22 protein-coding genes are annotated in these 19,986 nt (G+C 63.0%); all 22 read right to left on the bottom strand.

Annotated elements, in window-relative coordinates:
- Nucleotides 1-9 precede the first annotated feature (9 nt).
- Nucleotides 10-1,008: a D-2-hydroxyacid dehydrogenase gene (locus tag BMX94_RS06805; RefSeq protein WP_177171366.1), complete on the bottom strand. Its 999-nt coding sequence runs from the start codon at nucleotides 1,006-1,008 to the stop codon at nucleotides 10-12.
- A gap of 99 nt (nucleotides 1,009-1,107) precedes the next feature.
- Nucleotides 1,108-1,425 carry a 50S ribosomal protein L24 gene (rplX, locus tag BMX94_RS06810; RefSeq protein ID WP_032110529.1) on the bottom strand — a complete coding sequence of 106 codons (318 nt, stop codon included), beginning with the start codon at nucleotides 1,423-1,425 and terminating at the stop codon, nucleotides 1,108-1,110.
- 14 nt (nucleotides 1,426-1,439) lie between these two features.
- Nucleotides 1,440-1,808 carry a 50S ribosomal protein L14 gene (rplN, locus tag BMX94_RS06815; protein WP_032110530.1) on the bottom strand — a complete coding sequence of 123 codons (369 nt, stop codon included), beginning with the start codon at nucleotides 1,806-1,808 and terminating at the stop codon, nucleotides 1,440-1,442.
- An 81-nt stretch (nucleotides 1,809-1,889) separates the two neighbouring features.
- Entirely contained in the window at nucleotides 1,890-2,156 is a 267-nt protein-coding gene (gene rpsQ, locus BMX94_RS06820) for a 30S ribosomal protein S17 (RefSeq protein WP_091005063.1), read from the bottom strand.
- A gap of 17 nt (nucleotides 2,157-2,173) precedes the next feature.
- A complete protein-coding gene (rpmC, locus tag BMX94_RS06825; RefSeq protein WP_032110532.1) occupies nucleotides 2,174-2,389 on the bottom strand; it encodes a 50S ribosomal protein L29 in 216 nt (71 codons plus the stop codon).
- A gap of 5 nt (nucleotides 2,390-2,394) precedes the next feature.
- Nucleotides 2,395-2,820, bottom strand: coding sequence for a 50S ribosomal protein L16 (gene rplP / locus BMX94_RS06830; RefSeq protein WP_032110533.1), 426 nt, complete (start codon nucleotides 2,818-2,820; stop codon nucleotides 2,395-2,397).
- Nucleotides 2,820-3,530, bottom strand: a complete 711-nt coding sequence (gene rpsC, locus BMX94_RS06835) for a 30S ribosomal protein S3 (protein WP_091005065.1) — start codon at nucleotides 3,528-3,530, stop codon at nucleotides 2,820-2,822. The genes rplP and rpsC overlap by 1 nt, the downstream gene beginning before the upstream one ends.
- A gap of 7 nt (nucleotides 3,531-3,537) precedes the next feature.
- The gene (rplV, locus tag BMX94_RS06840) at nucleotides 3,538-3,897 is read right to left on the bottom strand and encodes a 50S ribosomal protein L22 (protein ID WP_091005067.1); all 360 of its coding nucleotides are present in this window, start codon (nucleotides 3,895-3,897) and stop codon (nucleotides 3,538-3,540) included.
- Nucleotides 3,898-3,910: 13 nt separating this feature from the next.
- Complete coding sequence (gene rpsS, locus BMX94_RS06845) at nucleotides 3,911-4,171, bottom strand: 30S ribosomal protein S19 (RefSeq protein WP_032110536.1); 261 nt, start codon at nucleotides 4,169-4,171, stop codon at nucleotides 3,911-3,913.
- 29 nt (nucleotides 4,172-4,200) lie between these two features.
- The gene (rplB, locus tag BMX94_RS06850) at nucleotides 4,201-5,037 is read right to left on the bottom strand and encodes a 50S ribosomal protein L2 (protein ID WP_091005068.1); all 837 of its coding nucleotides are present in this window, start codon (nucleotides 5,035-5,037) and stop codon (nucleotides 4,201-4,203) included.
- 135 nt (nucleotides 5,038-5,172) lie between these two features.
- On the bottom strand, nucleotides 5,173-5,478 hold the full coding sequence (gene rplW, locus BMX94_RS06855) for a 50S ribosomal protein L23 (protein WP_091005070.1): 306 nt from the start codon (nucleotides 5,476-5,478) through the stop codon (nucleotides 5,173-5,175).
- Complete coding sequence (gene rplD, locus BMX94_RS06860) at nucleotides 5,478-6,104, bottom strand: 50S ribosomal protein L4 (RefSeq protein ID WP_091005071.1); 627 nt, start codon at nucleotides 6,102-6,104, stop codon at nucleotides 5,478-5,480. The genes rplW and rplD overlap by 1 nt, the downstream gene beginning before the upstream one ends.
- Before the next feature lie 45 nt (nucleotides 6,105-6,149).
- Nucleotides 6,150-6,770 carry a 50S ribosomal protein L3 gene (rplC, locus tag BMX94_RS06865; RefSeq protein WP_091005274.1) on the bottom strand — a complete coding sequence of 207 codons (621 nt, stop codon included), beginning with the start codon at nucleotides 6,768-6,770 and terminating at the stop codon, nucleotides 6,150-6,152.
- Between the two features lie 249 nt (nucleotides 6,771-7,019).
- Nucleotides 7,020-7,643 (bottom strand): zinc-ribbon domain-containing protein, encoded by a 624-nt coding sequence (locus BMX94_RS06870; RefSeq protein WP_091005073.1) that lies wholly within the window; start codon nucleotides 7,641-7,643, stop codon nucleotides 7,020-7,022.
- Between the two features lie 162 nt (nucleotides 7,644-7,805).
- Entirely contained in the window at nucleotides 7,806-8,114 is a 309-nt protein-coding gene (rpsJ, locus tag BMX94_RS06875) for a 30S ribosomal protein S10 (RefSeq protein WP_032110541.1), read from the bottom strand.
- A gap of 40 nt (nucleotides 8,115-8,154) precedes the next feature.
- Nucleotides 8,155-10,251, bottom strand: a complete 2,097-nt coding sequence (fusA, locus tag BMX94_RS06880) for an elongation factor G (RefSeq protein WP_091005074.1) — start codon at nucleotides 10,249-10,251, stop codon at nucleotides 8,155-8,157.
- A gap of 17 nt (nucleotides 10,252-10,268) precedes the next feature.
- The gene (rpsG, locus tag BMX94_RS06885; protein ID WP_072354421.1) at nucleotides 10,269-10,739 is read right to left on the bottom strand and encodes a 30S ribosomal protein S7; all 471 of its coding nucleotides are present in this window, start codon (nucleotides 10,737-10,739) and stop codon (nucleotides 10,269-10,271) included.
- Between the two features lie 45 nt (nucleotides 10,740-10,784).
- A complete protein-coding gene (rpsL, locus tag BMX94_RS06890; protein ID WP_032110544.1) occupies nucleotides 10,785-11,156 on the bottom strand; it encodes a 30S ribosomal protein S12 in 372 nt (123 codons plus the stop codon).
- A gap of 251 nt (nucleotides 11,157-11,407) precedes the next feature.
- Nucleotides 11,408-12,517 (bottom strand): glycerol dehydrogenase, encoded by a 1,110-nt coding sequence (locus BMX94_RS06895; RefSeq protein WP_091005076.1) that lies wholly within the window; start codon nucleotides 12,515-12,517, stop codon nucleotides 11,408-11,410.
- A gap of 147 nt (nucleotides 12,518-12,664) precedes the next feature.
- Complete coding sequence (locus BMX94_RS06900) at nucleotides 12,665-14,650, bottom strand: heavy metal translocating P-type ATPase (RefSeq protein ID WP_091005078.1); 1,986 nt, start codon at nucleotides 14,648-14,650, stop codon at nucleotides 12,665-12,667.
- A gap of 349 nt (nucleotides 14,651-14,999) precedes the next feature.
- The gene (locus BMX94_RS06905; RefSeq protein ID WP_091005080.1) at nucleotides 15,000-15,344 is read right to left on the bottom strand and encodes an ArsR/SmtB family transcription factor; all 345 of its coding nucleotides are present in this window, start codon (nucleotides 15,342-15,344) and stop codon (nucleotides 15,000-15,002) included.
- A 192-nt stretch (nucleotides 15,345-15,536) separates the two neighbouring features.
- A complete protein-coding gene (locus tag BMX94_RS06910) occupies nucleotides 15,537-19,982 on the bottom strand; it encodes a DNA-directed RNA polymerase subunit beta' (RefSeq protein WP_091005081.1) in 4,446 nt (1,481 codons plus the stop codon).
- Between the last annotated feature and the right edge of the window lie 4 nt (nucleotides 19,983-19,986).

The following is a 19,986-nucleotide window of genomic DNA, read 5'->3' on the forward strand; positions in this document are numbered from 1 at the left end:
GGTGCCGCGTCAACCACGAACGATGTTCTTGAGCTGTTCTCCCCTAACGTAGCGCCTAAGGTTCTCGGTCGCCAGGGCCACCACGCGCTCAAGCGTGGCGTGCAGATGCCAGAATCCCGCCACGTGTGGCGTGATGAGAAGGTTAGGCGCATCCCACAGGGGGTCATCGGCCGGAAGCGGCTCGGGCGTAGTCACGTCCAGTGCCGCGCCCGCAAGCCTGCCATCCTCCAGGGCACGACGCAACGCATCCTGGCCTATGAGGTCACCTCGCCCTGCATTCACCAGGTACGCACCGGTCTTCATCCTGCCGAGAAAAGCATCATCTACAAGTCCTTGAGTCTCCTCAGAGCTGGGTAGGAAGCTGGCTACCACATCGGCCTTGGGCAGCAAGTGAATCAGCTCATCCATGGTTGTCACTCGGGAGAAGGCCTGCTCATACTCGGGTGTAGGCATGCTCTGGAGATGTCGCCTCACGCCCACGCACGAGGCACCCACGGCAGTGCAGAGACGCGCGAAACAGAGGCCAATGTCCCCTGCGCCCAGGACCAGCACGTGCGCACCATTCAAAGTGGAGACCATGCCCTCATCCGACCAGACGTGTGCGCACTGATCAACCTGGTAGGCAGGCAGACGCTTCATGAGCGAGAGAAGCATGGCAAACGAGTGCTCGGCCACGGCGGGTCCGTAGGCACCGGTGCCATTGGTCACAATGGTCGAAGGTGCAAGCACACCCGGTGCCAGATAGGGCTCGTAGCCTGCAGAGCCAAGCTGGATCCACTGGAGTCGTGGCGACGCAGCAATGAGGGCTGGAGCAACGTTGCCGAGAATGACATCTGCCTGGGCCACGCGATCTTCGCGTATATCAAGCCTAGGCGTCTTGGGAAGGTGGCTCGTATCGCCAACGGGAGCCGCAAAGTCAAAGGACGCCCCGGGGGCCGCAGTCCTCAGTTCATCGGCCTCCTCAATTGTCACGGGTATCTTCACCAGCACCTTGTTGACCTGTGGCATAGCCCCTCCCTCACATCTTACGCGCGCGACATAGCACGAACCCGACCGCCGCAGCAGCGACAGTCGGGTTCGATAGTCGTGCATGTTCCCCACAACGGTTTAGAACTTGGCGCCGCACTTCTTGCAGACGCGAACCCTACGGCCGTTGTCGTCGACGTCGTGGCCAACACGCGTGCGCTTGCCGCAGACGGGGCAAACGAGCATTACGTTGGAGACGTGGATTGGGGCAGGCTTCTCGATGATGCCGCCCTGCTGGTTCATCGCGTTAGGCTTGGTGTGGCGCTTCACAATGGCAGCACCATCGACAATGACCTTGGAATCCTTCGGCATGGCACGCAGAACCTCGCCCTGCTTGCCCTTATCCTTGCCGGTGATGACCTCGACCTTGTCGCCCTTCCTCACGTTCATCTTAGGCATGTGTCCAGGCCTCCTTACAGCGTCTCGGGTGCGAGCGAGACGATCTTCATGTACTTGCGATCGCGCAGCTCGCGGGCGACGGGCCCGAAGATACGCGTGCCCTTGGGCTCGCCCTCCTTGTCGACCAGGACGCACGCATTCTGGTCGAAACGGATGTAGCTGCCGTCCTTACGGCGGGCCTCCTTCTTGGTGCGTACGATAACGCAGCGCACGATGTCGCCCTTCTTGACGCCGGAACCGGGAGTTGCCTCCTGGACCGCGCCGATGATGACGTCACCGAGGCCAGCGTAGCGGCGCTTGGAGCCACCGAGGACCTTGACGCACTTGACGCGCCTGGCGCCGCTGTTGTCAGCGACGTTGAGCATGGTCTCCATCTGAATCATGTGATGTTCCTCCGAACCTATATCCCACCAGAGGTGCGTCCACGCGAGCGACGCACATGGGGAATCCTGGGTGTTCGCTACTTACTTGGCCTTCTCGACAATCTCGACGACGCGCCAACGCTTGGTCTTGGACAGCGGGCGGGTCTCCATGACCTTCACCGTGTCGCCCAGACCACACTCGTTGTTCTGGTCGTGGCAGTGAAGCTTCTTGGAGATAGTCATCATCTTGCCGTACTTGGGGTGGTGCTTACGGTAGCTGATCTTCACCGTCACGGTCTTGTCGCCGGAGAGCGAGACGACGGTTCCGGTGCGAACCTTACGCGCGTTCCTGCTTTCGGTCTCTGCCATGTCTTATCTCTCTCCTGCTACTTCTGTGCAGCGGACTTCTCCGCGGCGATCTGACGGGCGCGAATCTCGGTCTGGACGCGAGCGATGTCGCGCTTCACGAGCTTGACGCGAGCGGTGTTGTCCAGCTGGCTGGTGGCCATCTGAAAACGGAGGTTGAAGAGCTCGGCTCTGCTGTCGTCCAGCTTCTTGGCCAGCTCCTCGTCCGAGAGGGCCTGGATGTCCTTGTACTTCATGGTGACTATTCCTCCCCGTCCTGGTCGGCGCGGGTGACGATCTTGGTCTTGATGGGCAGCTTGTGCTGGGCGAGACGCAGGGCCTCCTTGGCGGTGGCCTCATCGACGCCGGCGATCTCGAACATGATGCGGCCCGGCTTCACGACGGCCACCCACTCCTCGGGGTTGCCCTTGCCGGAACCCATGCGGGTCTCAGCCGGCTTCTTGGTGATGGGCTTATCCGGGAAGATGGTGATCCAGATCTTGCCGCCACGCTTCATCTCACGAGTGATGGCGACACGAGCAGCCTCGATCTGGCGGTTGGTGATCCAGTGAGCCTCCTCGGCCCTCAGGCCGTAATCGCCGAAGTAGAGCTTGGTGTTGCCCTTGGCGTGGCCCTTCATGGAACCGCGCTGGACCTTGCGGTGAAGAACGCGCTTAGGTGCGAGCATTAACGGCTCCTCCTCTCATTGCGGGCGCGACGGGGACGAGAAGAGCCCTCGAGAGCCGGCGTGGGCTTGGGCTGACCAGGCAGCTTCTCGCCCTGATAGATCCAAACCTTGATGCCGCAGGCACCCATGGTGGTGCGGGCAGTGGCGGTGCCATAGTCGATGACGGCACGCAGGGTGTGCAGAGGCACGCGACCCTCGCGGTACCACTCGCGGCGACCCATCTCGGCGCCGTTCAGACGGCCGGAGCACTGGATGCGGATGCCCTTAGCGCCAGCCTTACGGGCGGACTGAACCGCCTTGCGCATGGCACGACGGAAGGCAACGCGCTGCTCGAGCTGCTCAGCGATGGACTGCGCAACGAGGTTGGCGTCGAGCTCGGGGCGCTTGACCTCGATGACATCAACGGCAACCTGGCCCTTGCCGACCTTGGCAACCTTCTCGAGCTCGGCACGCAGGACGTCGATCTCGGCGCCCTTCTTGCCAATGACGATGCCCGGGCGGGCGGTGTAGAGGGTGACCTTCACCTTGTCGCCAGCGCGCTCGATGTCAACGCGGGAAAGGGCGGCCTTCTCAAGGCGCTTCTCGAGGAACTTGCGGATCTCGAGATCGTTGCCGAGCTTCTCGGCGTAGTTCTTATCGGCGTACCAACGGGAACGCCAGTCCTCGGTGATGCCGAGACGGAAGCCGGTAGGCTGAACCTTCTGACCCATGCTTTCCCTACGCCTCCTTTCGAGGAGCGACGATGACGGTGATGTGGCTCGTGCGCTTGTTGATGCGCGACGCGGAGCCCTTGGCGCGAGGACGGATGCGCTTGAGCGTGGGGCCCTCGTCGACGTAGCAGTACTTCACGTACAGGTCATCACCGCGAAGGCCGTTGTTGTTCTCGGCGTTTGCGATGGCGGAACGCAGGACCTTCGAGACGTCATAGGCAGCCGCACGCTTGGTGAACTGCAGGATCTCGAGAGCCTTGTCAACGGGCTTGTTGCGGATGAGGTCCACGACGGCGCGAGCCTTGCGCGGGGCAATGCGCACGTAGCGTGCGACGGCCCTGACCTCGTTGGAATCGGTGTTAGCCATTCGAGCTTACCCCCTAGTTAGCCTTGTGGCCACGGAAGGTGCGGGTGGGAGCGAACTCGCCCAGCTTGTGACCGACCATGGACTCGGTGATGTACACGGGAACGTGCTTGCGACCATCGTGAACCGCAATCGTGTGGCCGACCATCTCCGGGTAGATGGTGGAGGAGCGGGACCAGGTCTTGATGACGTCCTTCTTGCCAGCCTCGTTCATAGCGGTGACACGCGCGAGGAGGCGAGTCTCCACGAACGGACCCTTCTTGAGACTTCTGCTCATGCTTTCTTTCTCCTACTACTCGTGTACTGCTACTTGGACTTACGACGACGGATGATGAGCCTGTTGGAGGCCTTCTTCGGGTCGCGCGTCTTGTAACCCTTGGTAGGCTTGCCCCAGGGCGTCACGGAAGGACGGCCAGAGGTGTGGTTCTTGCCCTCGCCGCCGCCGTGCGGGTGGTCGACAGGGTTCATGACCGTACCACGGACGGTGGGACGGACGCCTGCCCAGCGGTGACGACCGGCCTTGCCGATTACGATGTTGGAGTGCTCGGCGTTGCCAACCTCGCCGATGGTGGCGCGGCAAGTGAGGAGCACGCGGCGCAGCTCGGAGGACGGGAGACGCAGGATTGCGTAGCCGTTGTCCTTACCCATGAGCTGGACAGAGGTGCCGGCGGAACGGGCCATGGCCGCGCCCTTGCCGGGCTGGAACTCCACGTTGTGGACAAGCGTACCAACGGGGATCTCGGAGAGCGGCATGCAGTTGCCGGGCTTGATGTCCACGCCGGTCTTGCCGGAGATGACGGTGTCGCCGACCTTGAGGCCCTCCGGGGCGAGGATGTAGGCCTTGGCGCCATCGACGTAGTGGAGAAGCGCGATGCGAGCGGAGCGGTTGGGGTCGTACTCGATGGTTGCGACCTTGGCCGGCACGTCGTCCTTCAGACGCTTGAAGTCGATGCGACGATACATGCGCTTGTTTCCGCCGCCCTGGTGACGGACGGTGACGCGGCCGTTGTTGTTGCGGCCACCCTTCTTGCGCAGCGGCTCAATGAGCGACTTCTCGGGCTTGGAGGCGGTAATCTCGGAGAAGTCCGAGACCGTCTGGAAGCGCCTACCCGCGCTCGTAGGCTTGAGGTGCTTAACTGCCATTACTTCTTTCCCTTCTATTTCCGTTGGCCACCCTGCTCAGGGATTGGCGGGGTGACACCGGATTACCACGGTACCGCGCGTATCCATCATGCGCGGCATGAGAGCCCGGACCCCCGAAGGGGCCGGGCAGGATTGCTACTCGGCGTCGGCCTGCTGCTGGGTAGCGAAGATCTCGATCTGCTCACCGGGGGCGAGCGTCACGATGGCCTTCTTCCAGCTGCGGGTCATACCAACCTGGTAGCGAACGCGCTTGGCCTTGCCGCGCACGTTGATGGTGTTGACCTTGACCACGTGGACGTTGAAGAGCTTCTCAACGGCCTCGGCGATCTCCTCCTTGGGGGCCTTCTTGGCAACCTCGAAGGTGTACTTGCCCTGCTCCATGAGGTCGTAAGAACGCTCGGAGACCACGGGGCGGATGATGACGTCGTAGACGGACTGCATTATGCAAGCACCTCCTCGAGCTGCTTCGCGATGGCGGTGGTCATGACGAGAGCACCGTTGTCGATGAGGTTGCGGGTGTTGGCCTCGGAGACGGCGATGCAGTTGACCTTCTCCAGGTTGCGGAAGGAGAGGTAGCTGTTGACGTCGTCGTCGGGGATGACCACGGTGACGCGCTTGCCCGAGATACCGAGGGCGTCGAGAACGGCCTTGGCCTGCTTGGTCGAGGGCTTCTCGAAGGAGAGGGCGTCAACGAGGACGAGCTCGGAGTCGGCGACCTTGCCGGAGAGCACGGACCTCATGGCGAGCTTGACCATCTTCTTGTTGATGCGCTTGGAGTGATCGCGCGGGGTGGGGCCAAAGACAACGCCGCCGCCGGTCCACTGGGCAGCGCGGATGGAGCCCTGGCGGGCACGACCGGTGCCCTTCTGGCGCCAAGGCTTGCGGCCGCCACCGGAGACCTCGTGACGGTTCTTGGTGGAGTGGGTGCCCTGGCGCAGGCAGGCGTCCTGGCAGACCACAACCTGATGGATGACCGGGATGTTCGGCTCGATGCCGAAGACGTCGTCGGAGAGGTCGGCCTGGCCGGCCGCCTGCCCCTCGACGTTCTTGATGTCGTACTTGGACATGAGTCCTCCTTGTTAGCCTAAGTGTGTGCCTACTCGCGTGGGCCCCTAGGCCATGCGGACCTGGACCAGGGCGTTCTTGCCGCCGGGCACGGCGCCCTTGATGAGCATGAGGTTCTGCTCGGCATCGACGCGGACGAGCTTGAGGTTCTTGACGGTGACGCGCTCGTCGCCCATGTGGCCGTACATGTGCAGGCCCTTGCGGACGCGGGCGGGGTAGGCGCACTGGCCAATGGAGCCAGGCTTACGCTGGTTGCGGCAGCCGTGGGTCATGGGGCCGCGGGAGAAGTTCCAGCGCTTGACGGTGCCCTGGAAGCCCTTGCCCTTGGAGGTGCCGATGACATCGACGGACTTGACACCGGCGAAGTCGGCGACAGTCACGACGTCGCCGGTGTGGTGCTCCTCGCCATTCTCGACGCGAACCTCGCGCAGGTAGCGCATGGGCTCGACGCCGTGGGCGGCAAAGTGACCAGCCATGGGCTTGTTGACGTGCTTGGACTTGATGTCTCCGAAGCCGATCTGGACGGCGTCGTAGCCGTCGGTCGCCTTCGTCTTCACCTGCGAGACGGTGCAGGGGCCAGCCTGGATGACGGTGACGGGGACGACGTTGTCGTCCTCATCCCACACCTGCGTCATTCCGAGCTTGCGGCCAAGGATCGTGCTGACCATGCTCATTCCTTACCCTCGGTGGTCATGGGACGATTGGGCAGCTCCTCTGCCCTCCCCAGCGGACCACGTCCTGTAGAAGCAGCACATGGGGGCGAGACACACCTCTCCCCTTTGTGCAGCCTGTCTAGTTTACACGCAGAGCTGGGTATTCACAATGTCTTCGCAGATTTTTTTGGCCCCAAGAGCTGGGGATTCACATTCCGCGCCGTCGGGCGTATCCATGGGTACGCGCTTGTGCTTCTCGACGTCTTACTGCTGCCGAGAAGTGCTTCCGTTGGCAGGGATGAACGAACCCATGACGCTCTGGTGCTCGCGCTTGTCATGAACAATCTCGCGGGCGAGAAGGACAACCGAAAACACGCCCATCACAATGCCCAGGATCAGCAGGCAGAAGCCGGCCCCCAGGCTGACGTAGTACGCGGCGGACGTCGAACCGAGGAGCATAAGGCCCACAGAGCAAATCTCGAAGAGCGAGAAGGCCGTGGTGATCGACGAGAGCACGAGCGCGGCCGTACGGCGACGCAGCATGGGTAGCACAGCGGTGACAATGGCTAGAAGGACGAGAACCGCCCCGTCGGGAGCGTCAGTCAGGGCCACGGAGTAGTCGTAGCTTGATCCAGAGATAACGAGAAAGGGCAGGAATGCCGCGATGCCCACGAGGAGAGCAGCCGTAAGCGCGACAAGCTCGGCTGGCGTAACGGCTTTGGTGGCCTGCGAGGGCGCCGATTGCGCAGTGCCCGCCTGTGGCGCCGGTTCGACGGAAGCCGACTGGGGGGTAGCAGTATCCCTAACAGGCACCGAGAGGTCAAAGCCACAGTTGGGGCAGAACTTCTCGGTACCGGCAAGCTTCTTTCCACACTGAGGACAGAACATGCAACCCCCCTAGCCTCACAGCCAACAGTCTCAATAGTACCCATATCGCCGCGGGATTGAGTTGCCGGGGAATGGAATCCCACTGCCGGGGAACTCAATCCCGCAAAAAAGGGCTCCGCCTCGATGAGACGGAGCCCCTGGCAATGCCTCTAAGCGCTCGGACTAGAGCTTGATCTCGATGTCCACGCCCGCAGGAAGGTCGAGACGCATGAGCGAGTCGACGGTGGAGCTGCTGGGGTCGAGAATGTCGATGAGACGCTTGTGGGTGAGCATCTCGAACTGCTCGCGGGAGTCCTTGTCCTTGTGCGGCGAGCGGATGACCGTGTAGAGGTTGCGCTCGGTGGGCAGGGGGATGGGGCCGGAAACACGGGCGCCGGTCTTCTGAGCGGTGTCCACGATGAGCTTGGCGGACTGGTCGACGACCTCGTGATCGTAGCCCTTGAGGCGAATCCTAATCTTCTGGCTTGACACTGTAAACCTCCGTAAATGAGCTATCGCTCGTGGTCGTTAACTAGGAAGCGGTGCCGCCGGCCTTGGCGACAATCTCGTCGCGGACGGCCTTCGGAACGGGCTCGTAAGCGCTGAACTGCATGGTGTAGCTCGCACGACCCTGCGTCTGAGAACGGAGGTCGGTAGCGTAGCCAAACATCTCGCCCAGGGGCACCTTGGCGCGGATGACCTTGGTGTCCTTGCGGTCCTCCATGCCCTCGATCTTGCCGCGGCGAGAGGACAGGTTGCCCATGACGTCGCCCATGTACTGCTCGGGAGTCTCGACCTCAACCTCTTCGATGGGCTCGAGCAGGACCGGGTCGGACTTCTTGAGAGCGTCCTTGATTGCCATGGAGCCAGCAATCTTGAAGGCGGCCTCGGAGGAGTCGACCTCGTGGTAGGAGCCGTCGACGAGGGTCACCTTGATGTCGACAACGGGGTAGCCGGCGATGACGCCGCTCTCCAGGGCCTCCTGGATGCCCTTGTCGATCGAGGGGATGTACTCCTTGGGCACGACACCGCCAACGATGGCGTTGACGAACTCGTAGCCCTTGCCCTCCTCGTTGGGCTCCATGTCGATGATCGCGTGACCATACTGGCCGCGGCCACCGGACTGGCGGACGAACTTGCCCTCGGCGTGCTGGACGGCGTGGCCAGCGGTCTCGCGGTAGGCGACCTGGGGCTTACCCACGTTGCAGTCGACCTTGAACTCGCGGCGCAGGCGGTCGACGATGATCTCGAGGTGAAGCTCGCCCATGCCGGCGATGATGGTCTGGCCGGTCTCCTGGTCGGTGTGGACGCGGAAGGTCGGGTCCTCCTCGGCCAGCTTGGCGAGACCAACGGACATCTTCTCCTGCTCGGCCTTGGTCTTGGGCTCGACGGCAACGTCGATGACGGGGTCGGCGAACTTAATGGACTCAAGAACGATGGGCTTGTGCTCATCGCAGAGGGTGTCACCGGTCTGGGTGTTCTTGAGGCCGACGCACGCGACGATGTCACCGGCGGAGCACTCCTCGCGGTCGACACGGTCGTTGGCGTTCATCTCGAGGATGCGGCCCAGGCGCTCCTTGGAGTCCTTGACGGAGTTGTAGACGTAGGAGCCCGCCTCCGCCTGACCAGAGTACACGCGGATGTAGGTGAGCTTGCCCACGTACGGGTCGGTCATGATCTTGAAGGCGAGGGCCGAGAAGGGCTCCTTGGGGTCTGCGTGACGGACCTCGGGCTCACCCTTGAGGTTCTTGCCGTCGATCTCGGGAACGTCGAGCGGGCTGGGCAGGTAGTCCACGACGGCGTCGAGGAGCTCCTGGATGCCCTTGTTCTTGTAGGCGGAGCCCACGAAGACGGGGTTGAGCTCGTTGGCGATGACGCCCTTGCGGATAGCAGCCTTGAGGAGGTCGACAGGAACGTCCTGCTCCTCGAGGACGGCCTCCATGAGCTCATCGGAGAAGTTGGAGGCTGCGTCAAGCAGCTCCTCGCGCTTCTCCTGAGCAAGGTCGGCAAACTCCTCGGGGATGGAGTCCATGGGCTCGGGGTAGATCATGCCCTTGGCGTCTTCCTTGAAGTCCCACGCGGTCATGGTGACCAGGTCGACGAGGCCCCAGAAGTTGGACTCGGAGCCCATAGGGATCTGGGCGGCCACGGCGGGAGCGGAGAGGCGCTCCTTCATGGTGTCGATGGCGTGGAAGAAGTCGGCGCCCACGCGGTCGAACTTGTTGATGAAGGCGATGCGGGGGACGTTGTACTTGGCAGCCTGACGCCACACGGTCTCGGACTGGGGCTGAACGCCGGCAACGGCGTCGAAGACGGCCACGGCGCCGTCGAGGACGCGCAGGCAGCGCTCGACCTCGGCCGTGAAGTCAACGTGGCCCGGGGTGTCGATGATCTGAATGACGTGATCCTTCCAGAAGCACGTGGTGGCTGCGGAAGTGATGGTCACGCCGCGCTCCTGCTCCTGGACCATCCAGTCCATGGTGGCTGCACCGTCGTGGACCTCGCCGATCTTGTGGGTCTTGCCGGTGTAGTAGAGGATGCGCTCGGTGGTAGTGGTCTTGCCGGCATCGATGTGGGCCATGATGCCGATGTTTCGCAGGTCTTCGAGCTTGTACTTCATCTTTGCCATATGCAGCTACCCCCGGACTAGAAGCGGTAGTGAGAGAACGCGCGGTTGGCCTCGGCCATCTTGTAGAGGTCCTCGCGACGCTTGACGGAGGCGCCGACGCCGTTGGCGGCGTCCATGATCTCGTTGGCGAGACGCTCGGCCATGGTCTTCTCCTTGCGGGCGCGAGAGAAGTTCACGAGCCAGCGGATGGCGAGCGTGGTTGCACGACGGGAGTTGACCTCCATGGGCACCTGGTAGGTAGCGCCACCGACGCGCTTGGGCTTGACCTCGAGCGTAGGACGGATGTTGTCCATGGCCTTCTTGAAGACGGAGAGGGGATCCTCGCCGGTCTTCTCGGCGACCATGTTGAAGGCACCGTAGACGATGCGCTCCGCGGTGGCCTTCTTGCCATCGAGAAGGACCTTGTTGATGAGCTGGGTCACGAGGCGGTTGTTGTAGACGGCGTCAGGCTGGACCTCACGACGCACTGCTGCTGCACGACGCGGCATGTTTATATCTCCCTAGAACGGTTTGCTTGCGTTGCTTGCGATGGTTTACTTGCCGCGCTTGGCGCCGTAGCGGGAACGGGCCTTCTTGCGGTTCTGGACGGCAGCGCAGTCATAGGCGCCACGGATGATCTTGTAGCGGACACCAGGGAGGTCGCGCACGCGGCCACCGCGGATGAGCACGATGGAGTGCTCCTGGAGGTTGTGGCCCTCGCCCGGGATGTAGGCGGTGACCTCGATGCCGTTCACGAGGCGCACACGGGCGACCTTGCGGAGGGCGGAGTTAGGCTTCTTGGGCGTGGTGGTGAAGACGCGGGTGCAGACGCCGCGCTTCTGGGGGTTGTGCTGGAGCGCTGCGTTCTTGGACTTGGCCTTGACGCTCACGCGGCTGTGGCGGACGAGCTGGTTGATGGTAGGCAAAGTTCTCTCCTTCTATACCTATCTACGTGCTTGTACACGAATCTTAAGGGCAGCGCAGCACCGTCGCCCTGGATTGGCGCGAGGTGATACGTTACGCGCGCCCCCTGCAGTTGTCAAAAAGCCACGGGACCGGGCGTATCTCTTCTTCACGCGATATACACGCAACTGGCGCTCATGCGCACGAGAAGGGCGGGGGCCACACTCGTGGCACCCGCCCGTTATCGCAACGTCGTATCGAGCCGGTGGACTGGCTAGTCCTCCTCGTCATCCAATCCAAGGACGGTCCGTCCGATGGCATCCGTCGCCACGATGGCGGCGTAGAGCTCGTCGGGCGTGACGTCGCCCGCCAGGTTGTGGATCGTCTCGCCGGGCACGCAGGCGTTCTTGGCGATGGTGCGAATCTCTTCGTCGGTGGTGACGCCAAGCTCGCTCAGCGTGACCGGCAGGCCAACCTCAAGGCAGAACTCCTGCACCTCGAGGAACTCCTCCTCGGTTGCGCCCTCGAGCGTGAGCTGCACCAGGGTTCCAAAGGCCACGCAGTTGCCGTGGGGCACGCTGTGCCCGCCCAGCGACGTGAGGCCGTTGTAGAAGGAGTGGGCGGCCGCGCAGTTGACGTTGTCGGCACCAACGCCGGAGAGGTAGACGTTTGCCTCGATGATGGCATCCAGGGCGGGCGTGACCACGTGCTTCTCGCACGCAGCGAGAGCCTGGGTGCCGTAGTCGCGCAGCGTCTGGTAGCAGAGCTTGGCGAGCGCCATGCCCGCGCGCGTGATGCCCGTGCCCTCAAGGCTGGGAGACTCGGTGCGGATGGACGCGCGGCCCTCGAAGTAGGTACCCAGCGCGTCGCCCATGCCCGCCACTAGGAAGCGAACGGGGGCGTTAGCGATGACCTGGGAGTCCACCATGACGGCGTCGGGGTTGGTGGGATAGAAGAGGTACTTGTCAAAGCTCCCGTCATCGTTGTAGATGACCGAGAGGCCCGTGCAGGGCGCGTCGGTGGCGGCAACGGTGGGGATGATCACCACGTGCTTGCCGGTGTAGTACGCCGTGGCCTTTGCGGTGTCAACCGCAGAGCCGCCACCCACTGCTACCACGGCGTCGATGTTGTCCTCCTCGACGATGGCCTTCATCTTGGCGATTTCGCCCTTGCTCGAGATGCCGCCAAAGACCTCGTAGCGACGGTAGTCGTCCGCGTCGCCAAAGCTCTCCTCGAGCTGGTCGTGGCAGGCCTTGTAGCCGCTCCTCGAGCACACGAAGAGCCAGCGCTTCCCCATGTAGCCCATCTCGTCCTTGAACTTGAGCAGGGCGCCCTTGCCCTGGACGTACTTCAGGGGCTCACGCATTGCACGCAATAGCTTCATGGTGGTTCCCTTCTTGTTGTGCCGTCGCGGCCCTTTCCGCGGCGCGCATTGTTGACAGTATGCCCCTCTTGTCAGCTAAGCAAGCCGCCACCGGGGCAATAGACCCCGGTGGCGGCAACGATAGCTACTTGATGCCAACGGCGCGAGTTAGCGCAGTACGCGCGTGGAGTTAAGGACGCAGAGCACCATGACGCCCACGTCGCCAAAGACGGCCAGCCACATGGGGGCGAGACCAACCACGGCCAGGCAGAGAATGGCAACCTTGACCGCGATCGCGAAGACGATGTTCTGACGAGCAATGCGGATTGTGTGGCGAGCGATGCTTATGGCCACGGCGATTTTGGAGGGCTTGTCGTCCATGAGAACCACGTCAGCGGCCTCGATGGCGGCATCCGAGCCCATGGCGCCCATGGCAATCCCCACGTCCGCGCGGGCAAGGACCGGCGCATCATTGATGCCGTCGCCCACAAAGGCAAGCGTGGCGTCGCCCTCGCACTCGGCGAGGAGACGCTCTACCTGGTCGACCTTGCCCGCGGGGAGAAGCTCCGCGTGATACTCGTCGAGCTGCAGGTCGCGGGCCACACTTGCCGCGGCCGCCCCGCGATCCCCCGTGAGCATCACGCAGCGACGGACGCCCTCCGCCTTTATGCTGGCAATCGCCAGGCGGGAGTCCTCCTTTATCTCGTCGGAGATGTGCACGTGGCCTGCGTACTCGCCGTCCACGGCAACATGCACCACGGTACCGCCCGCAGTGTGGCAGCCCTGCCACGTGGCACCCACCTCATCCATCAGCCGGCTGTTGCCCACCGCTACGCGATGGCCGTTCACCGTGGCAAGCACGCCAAGGCCAGCCTCCTCGGTGACGTCTGTGACCGTGCAGCCGTCGTTGTCGCTGGGATAGGCGTCTCGGAGCGCCGCGGCGATGGGGTGCGTGGAGTTCTGCTCGACATGGGCAGCGAGGTGAAGGAGCTGCTCCTCACTGAGGCGCGACGGGTGGACCGTAGTGACCTTGAATACGCCCTTGGTGAGCGTGCCCGTCTTGTCGAAGACAACGATCTGCGTCTTAGCAAGGGCCTCCAGATAGTTTGACCCCTTCACCAGGATGCCATGCTTGGAGGCACTGCCAATTCCGCCAAAGAACGCGAGGGGCACCGAGAGGACCAGCGCACATGGGCAGGAGACCACCAGGAAGGTGAGTGCACGCAAGAGCCACTTGGCAAAGTTGCCGGCAAAGTCGCCCGAGATGAATGGCGGGAGCACCGCCACCGCAACGGCAAGGTAGACCACGACGGGCGTATAGACCTTGGCAAAACGTTTGATGAACTTCTCGGAATGGGACTTGTTCGAGCCGGCATTCTTGACCATGTCGATGATCTTGCTGGCCGTTGACTCGCCAAACGGCTTGGTCACGCGCAGGCGAAGAACGCCAGAGAGGTTCACGCACCCAGAGAACGCAGGGTCACCAGGATTCACCGAACGCGGGACAGCCTCACCAGTAATGGCGCGGGTATCGAGGCTCGACGTGCCATCGATTACGGTACCGTCGAGTGGGACCTTCTCGCCAGGCCGCACAAGAATGACCTCCCCCACTTGCAAGGTGTTGGGGTCAACCGTGGTCACCTCGCCGTTGCGCTCAACGTTTGCGGTATCGGGGCGGATGTCGAGGAGCTCCTTGATCGAGCGCTTGGAGTTACCCTCGGCAATGCCCTCGAAGAGCTCGCCCACCTGGAAAAAGAGCATCACGAAGACGGCCTCGGCAAACTGGGGCTCTCCTCCGGGCACAAAGCCAATGAGCAGTGCACCAATGGTGGCGATGGCCATGAGGAAGTCCTCGTCGAACGGGTGCCCATGCGCCACGGACTCGGCGGCCTCGGCAACAACGCCGCCTCCCGCCACGACGTAGGAGGGCAGGTAGAGGAGGAGCTGCGCCCAGAGCGGCAGGCTCACCAGGTGCTCTATGACAACCGCCGCGACGAGAAGCGCGGCCGAGATAACGATGCGACGCTTGAGGGCGGCGGGGTCCCCCTCGTCGTCATCGTCATCTTCGAGTTCCTCTTCGTCACCCGAGCAGGCAGCGCAGGAGGTCTTCTCGTCCTTCTCGTCTTCCTCGTGGTGGCAGCATGAGCAAGGCATCGTTTCCTCCGTTGGTCCAGTCTTACGGCTTAGTCCCAAGCACTCAATCTCCTGAATGCATGAGCACGTGTTCATATGAACAGTAACACGGTCGCTCGCGCTGGTCAACGGCAGCATCCGCGTCAGGTTCCCGCTCACGGGATGGGGGGAGGGTCTCCACTCCACGGTCAGACCTCATGCCAGACGCAGCTCCCACAGGCTGTTCGAAATTATTGCGCGTTATTTCCTACGATTACTGCATCTAACCATTTGGCTAATCTATCACCAAGAAATATCGCGCAATAATTCAGGCCCTAACGTGAACGCAGTACGCAGCGAGGTTCGGGTCCAAAGGACGCCAAGAGCCAATCTACTCGTCGCTTGCGCGGACAGGCTCCGCTGCGTGGAGCAGGCCAACGGAGATGAGCGTGGTCACATGCTCGTCCGCCAGGGAATAGATGACCCTTCGGCCATCGCGGCGGGCAGTCACCAGCCCCCTATCGCGCAGGAGCCGCAGCTGGTGGGATATGGCCGACTGCGAAACGGCGCAGATCTCCTCCAAGTCGGAGACGCTCTTCTCGCCCAGCGAGAGCGCGCCCAGGATGCGAAAGCGCGTCAGGTCAGAGAGCGCATCGAATATCTGCGTGGCGTCATACACCACGTCGTCGTTGGAAAGGTACTCGTCGAGAAGGTCCCTCGAGCACGCCTCGTTCATGGGTCCTCCCCCACTATCGGCAGCAATACGAATCTCATCCAGGTCATAGTACCCGGTTGTCCGCGTGAGAACCACGCACGCGAGCTCCTCTGACCACACGCGTTCGCGTCACGCACAAAAAGGGCCCCAACGTCGCGTCGGGGCCCTTCGTCAATCTATCTCGGGGCGCATATGCCACCCAGCGTGCGAGAACTACTCGTTGTCCCTGTCACCGTCATCCGAGCCGTTCTCCTGCTTGACAACCTGAGAGAGCAGGTCATCCAGAGAGCCAAGGTCCTCGTTGATGACGTCGGAATCACCGGACTGCGCGTCTGCGGAGCCACCGATCAGCTCGTCGTCGTAGTGGTGCTTGGCGGGAGCGGCGGTGCCGAGCATGATGTCGGAATCCGCGTCAGGCGAGAAGACCATGTTGAGGAGCTGCGAGAGGTCCTCGGAATCTGCCTCGTCGTCATCGGGCTCGAGGATGTAGAGCAGTCCGCGTGCCTCGAGGCCATCGCGGAGCTCCTCGATGGCCTTGGCGCCAATGCCATCGATGCGGAGCAGGTCGTCCTCGGTCTTGCCGATGAGGTCACCCACGGTCTCGATGCCCACCTCGCTGAACTTGTTGGTCCAGCGCTGCGAGACGCCGAGGTCGTCGAAGAGGTAGAGCTTGGCATCCTCGCTGGAGAGGGTGCGGCCGTTCTTCGAGTAGACTCCGCCGTAGCCGTAGTCGTCGCCCACCCAGTCAAGCTGCTTGGGGAGCTTCTCCTCGATGCCCTTGAGCTCGTCGGGCGCCCACTCGGGAAGGCTCTGCGCCTGCGGCGAGGTGGGACCGTCGATCTTGGTGCCGTGGTAGGTAAGCTCGACGCCTCGGTACGCGGAGAGACCGGTGCCGGCGGGAATCTGCTTGCCCACGATGACGTTGGACTTGAGGTCGAGCAGGTGGTCAACGTCACCAGCAATGGACGAATCGGTGAGCACGCCTGCGGTGCGGATGAATGACGCGCTGGAGAGCCAGGAGTCGATCGAGCTCGCGACCTTGAGCGTACCGAGAATGACGGGCTCCGCCTCGGGCGGGGTGCCGCCAGCCAGGGCAACGTTGCGCACCGTGTCGGCGAAGACGTAGCGGTCCACGTACTGGCCGAGCAGGTACTGGGAGTCGCCGGGGTTGGTCACCTGGACGCGACGAAGCATCTGGCGGGCGATGACCTCGATGTGCTTGTCGTTGAGGTCGACGCCCTGGGAGGTGTAGACGTCCTTGACCGAGGCGACGAAGGTGTGCATCGTCGACTCGATGTCGGTGAGCTTGCGCAGCTTGCGGAAGTTGACGAAGCCACGGGTGATCTGGTCGCCGGCGCGAACCTCGACGCCATCCTCCATGCCCGGCATGAAGCGCGCGGACGCGGGGATGCGCCACTCCTCGAGGATGCGGGAGTGGTCGTCGGTGTCGACGATGCGGATGAGGTACTCCGTCTGCTCGGGCGTGATGAGCAGGGTGCCGGAGACAGGCGCGAGGTCTGCCTCGCGACCGAGGATCTTCTCGTTGACGTTGCCGACGACGTCGAACATGCGGGCGACCGTGGGGAGGCCCTGCGTGATGTCGTCAGCGCCAGCGACGCCGCCGGAGTGAATCGTACGCATCGTGAGCTGGGTACCAGGCTCGCCGATGGACTGCGCGGCGATGATGCCGACGGCCGTGCCGATGTTGACGGGGCGACGGGTCGAGAGGTCCCAGCCGTAGCACTTCTGGCAGACGCCGTACTTGGACTTGCAGGTGAGAAGGGCCCTGAGCTGGACCTTCTTGAGGCCATGGGCGACAAGGTTCTTGAGGTCGTCCTTGGACTCGATGTAGCCGTCGCGGGGGATGAGGACCTCACCGGTTGCGGGGTCAACGATGTCGTTGAGCGCGCAGCGGCCGATAAGGTCGGTGTCCACGTCGGTCTCGCCCGGCTTGATGAGCGGGTAGGTCACCGCCTCGTCGGTGCCGCAGTCCTCCTCGCGGACAATGACGTCCTGGGCAACGTCGACCAGACGGCGGGTAAGGTAGCCGGAGTCCGACGTGTGGGACGCGGTATCCACGAGGCCCTTACGGGCGCCGTAGGTGGAGATGAAGTACTCGAGCGGGAGCAGGCCCTCGCGGAAGTTTGCCTTAATGGGCAGGTCGATGGTGTCACCGGACATATCGGCCATGAGGCCGCGCATGCCGGCGAGCTGACGAAGCTGCGTCTTGGAGCCACGGGCGCCGGAGTCGGCCATCATGTAGATGGGGTTGTCCTCAGCGAAGCCCTCAAGCATCTTGGAGCCAAGCTCATTGGTGCACTCGGTCCAAGCGTTAACGACCTCGACGTGGCGCTCCCTCTCGGAGAGGAAGCCGTCCTCGTAGTACTCGTTGATCTCGTCGACCTTGTCCTGCGCCTCGTCGAGCATCTCCTGCTTCTCGGGCGGGATGACGGCATCCCAGACCGAAACCGTAAGGCCTGCGACGGTGGCGTAGTGGAAGCCCGTCTCCTTGATGGCATCGAGGATGGGCTCGACGTCGGCGGTGCTGTAGCGGTCGCACGCGTCGTTGACGAGGTTCTTGATGTCGCCCTTGTTCATCTTGTAGTTGATGAAGGGGTAGTCCGCAGGCAGGCAGCGCGTGTTGAAGATCACGCGGCCGACGGTGGTCTCGACACGCACCGCATGATCGGTGACGTCGTAGTCCACGGGGCTGTTCCACTTGTCAAAGGTGCGGAAAATCCTGCGACCGTCCTCGACCACGTTGGCGTCCTGCGGCCTCACGCGAACCTTGATGTTTGCCTGGATGTCCAGGTTGTCGCGGTTGTCGAAGGCGAGAATTGCGTCGTCGAAGTCGGCAAAGACGCGGCCCTCGCCCTGGGCGCCGTCCTTGGCCGTGGTGAGGAAGTACGTACCGAAGACCATGTCCTGAGAAGGCACGGTGACAACCTCGCCGGAGGCGGGCTTGCGCAGGTTGTTGGTCGAGAGCATGAGGACGCGCGCCTCGGTCTGCGCCTGCGTGGAGAGCGGCACGTGAACCGACATCTGGTCGCCATCGAAGTCGGCGTTGAAGGGGGCGCACACCAGCGGGTGCAGGTGGATGGCCTTGCCCTCAACGAGGACCGGCTCGAAGGCCTGGATGGAGAGGCGGTGCAGCGTAGGAGCGCGGTTGAGGAGCACCAGGCGATCCTGGATGACCTCGTCGAGCACATCCCAAACGGCGGGCATGCCGCGATCGATGGCGCGCTTGGCACCCTTGATGTTCTCAACCTTGCCCAGCTCGACCAGGCGACGCATCACGAAGGGCTTGAAGAGCTCGAGCGCCATGGTCGAGGGCAGGCCGCACTGGTGCAGCTTGAGGTGCGGGTCGACGACGATGACCGAACGGCCGGAGTAGTCGACGCGCTTGCCCAGCAGGTTCTGGCGGAAGCGGCCCTGCTTGCCCTTGAGGGCCTCGGCAAGCGACTTCAGCGGACGCCCGCCACGGCCGGTGACGGGACGGCCACGGCGGCCGTTGTCGAAGAGTGCGTCAACAGACTCCTGGAGCATGCGCTTTTCGTTGTTGACGATGATTGCGGGCGCATCGAGGTCAAGCAGGCGCTTGAGTCGGTTGTTACGGTTGATCACGCGACGGTAGAGGTCGTTCAGGTCCGACGCGGCAAAGCGGCCGCCGTCGAGCTGCACCATGGGGCGCAGGTCGGGCGGGATCACGGGGATGACGTCCAGGATCATGTTGGCCGGATCGTTGCCACCCTTGAGGAAGGCGTCGACAATCTCCAGGCGCTTGATGGCCTTCTCGCGCTTCTGCTTCTGAGAGTCATCGGAGGCGATGATGGCACGAAGCTCGGTGGCCTCCTTCTCGAGGTCAATGCCACGGAGCAGCTCGCGCACGGCCTCGGCGCCCATGCCGCCCTTGAAGTAGATGCCGTAGTAGCGCTTGAGCTCGGAGAAGAGCGCCTCATCGGAGATGAGCTGGCGCTTCTCGAGCTGCATGAACTGCTCGTAGGCCTCGCGGCGAAGCGTCTTCTCTTCCTCGTACTCCTCCTCGAGGTCGGCGATGCCGGCACGGACCTCCTCCTCGGAGAGGGGCTCGACGTCGTCGAACTCGTCTCCAGAGGCCTGGCCCTGCTCCTTCAGGCGCTCGATCTGGTCGTCGCGCTCGGCGTCCAGCTCCTCGAGGTCTGCAGCCAGCTCCTCCTTGAGGTCGTCGGCATCGGCCTCGCGGGCCTCGGTGTCGACGTCAGTGATGACGTAGCTCGCGAAGTAGAGAACCTTTTCCAGGTCCTTGCTCTTCATGTCGAGCAGGCGAGACATGGGGAAGCTTGCGGGGCTCTTGAAGTACCAGATGTGGCTTACGGGAGCGGCGAGCTCGATGTGGCCCATGCGCTCGCGGCGCACCTTGGCGGTGGTCACCTCGACGCCGCAGCGCTCGCAGATGATGCCCTTGAAGCGGATGCCCTTGTACTTGCCGCAGGCGCACTCCCAGTCCTTGACGGGACCGAAGATCTTCTCGCAGAACAGGCCGTCCTTCTCAGGCTTGAGCGTGCGGTAGTTGATCGTCTCGGGCTTCTTGACCTCGCCGTGCGACCAGCTGCGAATCTGGTCTGCAGAGGCAAGAGAGATCTTGATAGCGTCGAAGTCGGTGGTATCGAATTCTGCCACAGTC

Origin of the sequence: Olsenella sp. KH3B4, from assembly GCA_900111695.1 — a bacterium.
Lineage (GTDB): Bacteria > Actinomycetota > Coriobacteriia > Coriobacteriales > Atopobiaceae > Tractidigestivibacter.

What these genes read in the sequence shown, in the direction of transcription:
- BMX94_RS06805 (WP_177171366.1), bottom strand. Translation starts at nt 1,008, where the DNA reads ATGCCACAGGTCAACAAGGTGCTGGTGAAGATACCCGTGACAATTGAG.
- rplX (WP_032110529.1), bottom strand. Translation starts at nt 1,425, where the DNA reads ATGCCTAAGATGAACGTGAGGAAGGGCGACAAGGTCGAGGTCATCACC.
- rplN (WP_032110530.1), bottom strand. Translation starts at nt 1,808, where the DNA reads ATGATTCAGATGGAGACCATGCTCAACGTCGCTGACAACAGCGGCGCC.
- rpsQ (WP_091005063.1), bottom strand. Translation starts at nt 2,156, where the DNA reads ATGGCAGAGACCGAAAGCAGGAACGCGCGTAAGGTTCGCACCGGAACC.
- rpmC (WP_032110532.1), bottom strand. Translation starts at nt 2,389, where the DNA reads ATGAAGTACAAGGACATCCAGGCCCTCTCGGACGAGGAGCTGGCCAAG.
- rplP (WP_032110533.1), bottom strand. Translation starts at nt 2,820, where the DNA reads ATGCTCGCACCTAAGCGCGTTCTTCACCGCAAGGTCCAGCGCGGTTCC.
- rpsC (WP_091005065.1), bottom strand. Translation starts at nt 3,530, where the DNA reads ATGGGTCAGAAGGTTCAGCCTACCGGCTTCCGTCTCGGCATCACCGAG.
- rplV (WP_091005067.1), bottom strand. Translation starts at nt 3,897, where the DNA reads ATGGCTAACACCGATTCCAACGAGGTCAGGGCCGTCGCACGCTACGTG.
- rpsS (WP_032110536.1), bottom strand. Translation starts at nt 4,171, where the DNA reads ATGAGCAGAAGTCTCAAGAAGGGTCCGTTCGTGGAGACTCGCCTCCTC.
- rplB (WP_091005068.1), bottom strand. Translation starts at nt 5,037, where the DNA reads ATGGCAGTTAAGCACCTCAAGCCTACGAGCGCGGGTAGGCGCTTCCAG.
- rplW (WP_091005070.1), bottom strand. Translation starts at nt 5,478, where the DNA reads ATGCAGTCCGTCTACGACGTCATCATCCGCCCCGTGGTCTCCGAGCGT.
- rplD (WP_091005071.1), bottom strand. Translation starts at nt 6,104, where the DNA reads ATGTCCAAGTACGACATCAAGAACGTCGAGGGGCAGGCGGCCGGCCAG.
- rplC (WP_091005274.1), bottom strand. Translation starts at nt 6,770, where the DNA reads ATGGTCAGCACGATCCTTGGCCGCAAGCTCGGAATGACGCAGGTGTGG.
- BMX94_RS06870 (WP_091005073.1), bottom strand. Translation starts at nt 7,643, where the DNA reads ATGTTCTGTCCTCAGTGTGGAAAGAAGCTTGCCGGTACCGAGAAGTTC.
- fusA (WP_091005074.1), bottom strand. Translation starts at nt 10,251, where the DNA reads ATGGCAAAGATGAAGTACAAGCTCGAAGACCTGCGAAACATCGGCATC.
- rpsG (WP_072354421.1), bottom strand. Translation starts at nt 10,739, where the DNA reads ATGCCGCGTCGTGCAGCAGCAGTGCGTCGTGAGGTCCAGCCTGACGCC.
- BMX94_RS06895 (WP_091005076.1), bottom strand. Translation starts at nt 12,517, where the DNA reads ATGAAGCTATTGCGTGCAATGCGTGAGCCCCTGAAGTACGTCCAGGGC.
- BMX94_RS06900 (WP_091005078.1), bottom strand. Translation starts at nt 14,650, where the DNA reads ATGCCTTGCTCATGCTGCCACCACGAGGAAGACGAGAAGGACGAGAAG.
- BMX94_RS06905 (WP_091005080.1), bottom strand. Translation starts at nt 15,344, where the DNA reads ATGAACGAGGCGTGCTCGAGGGACCTTCTCGACGAGTACCTTTCCAAC.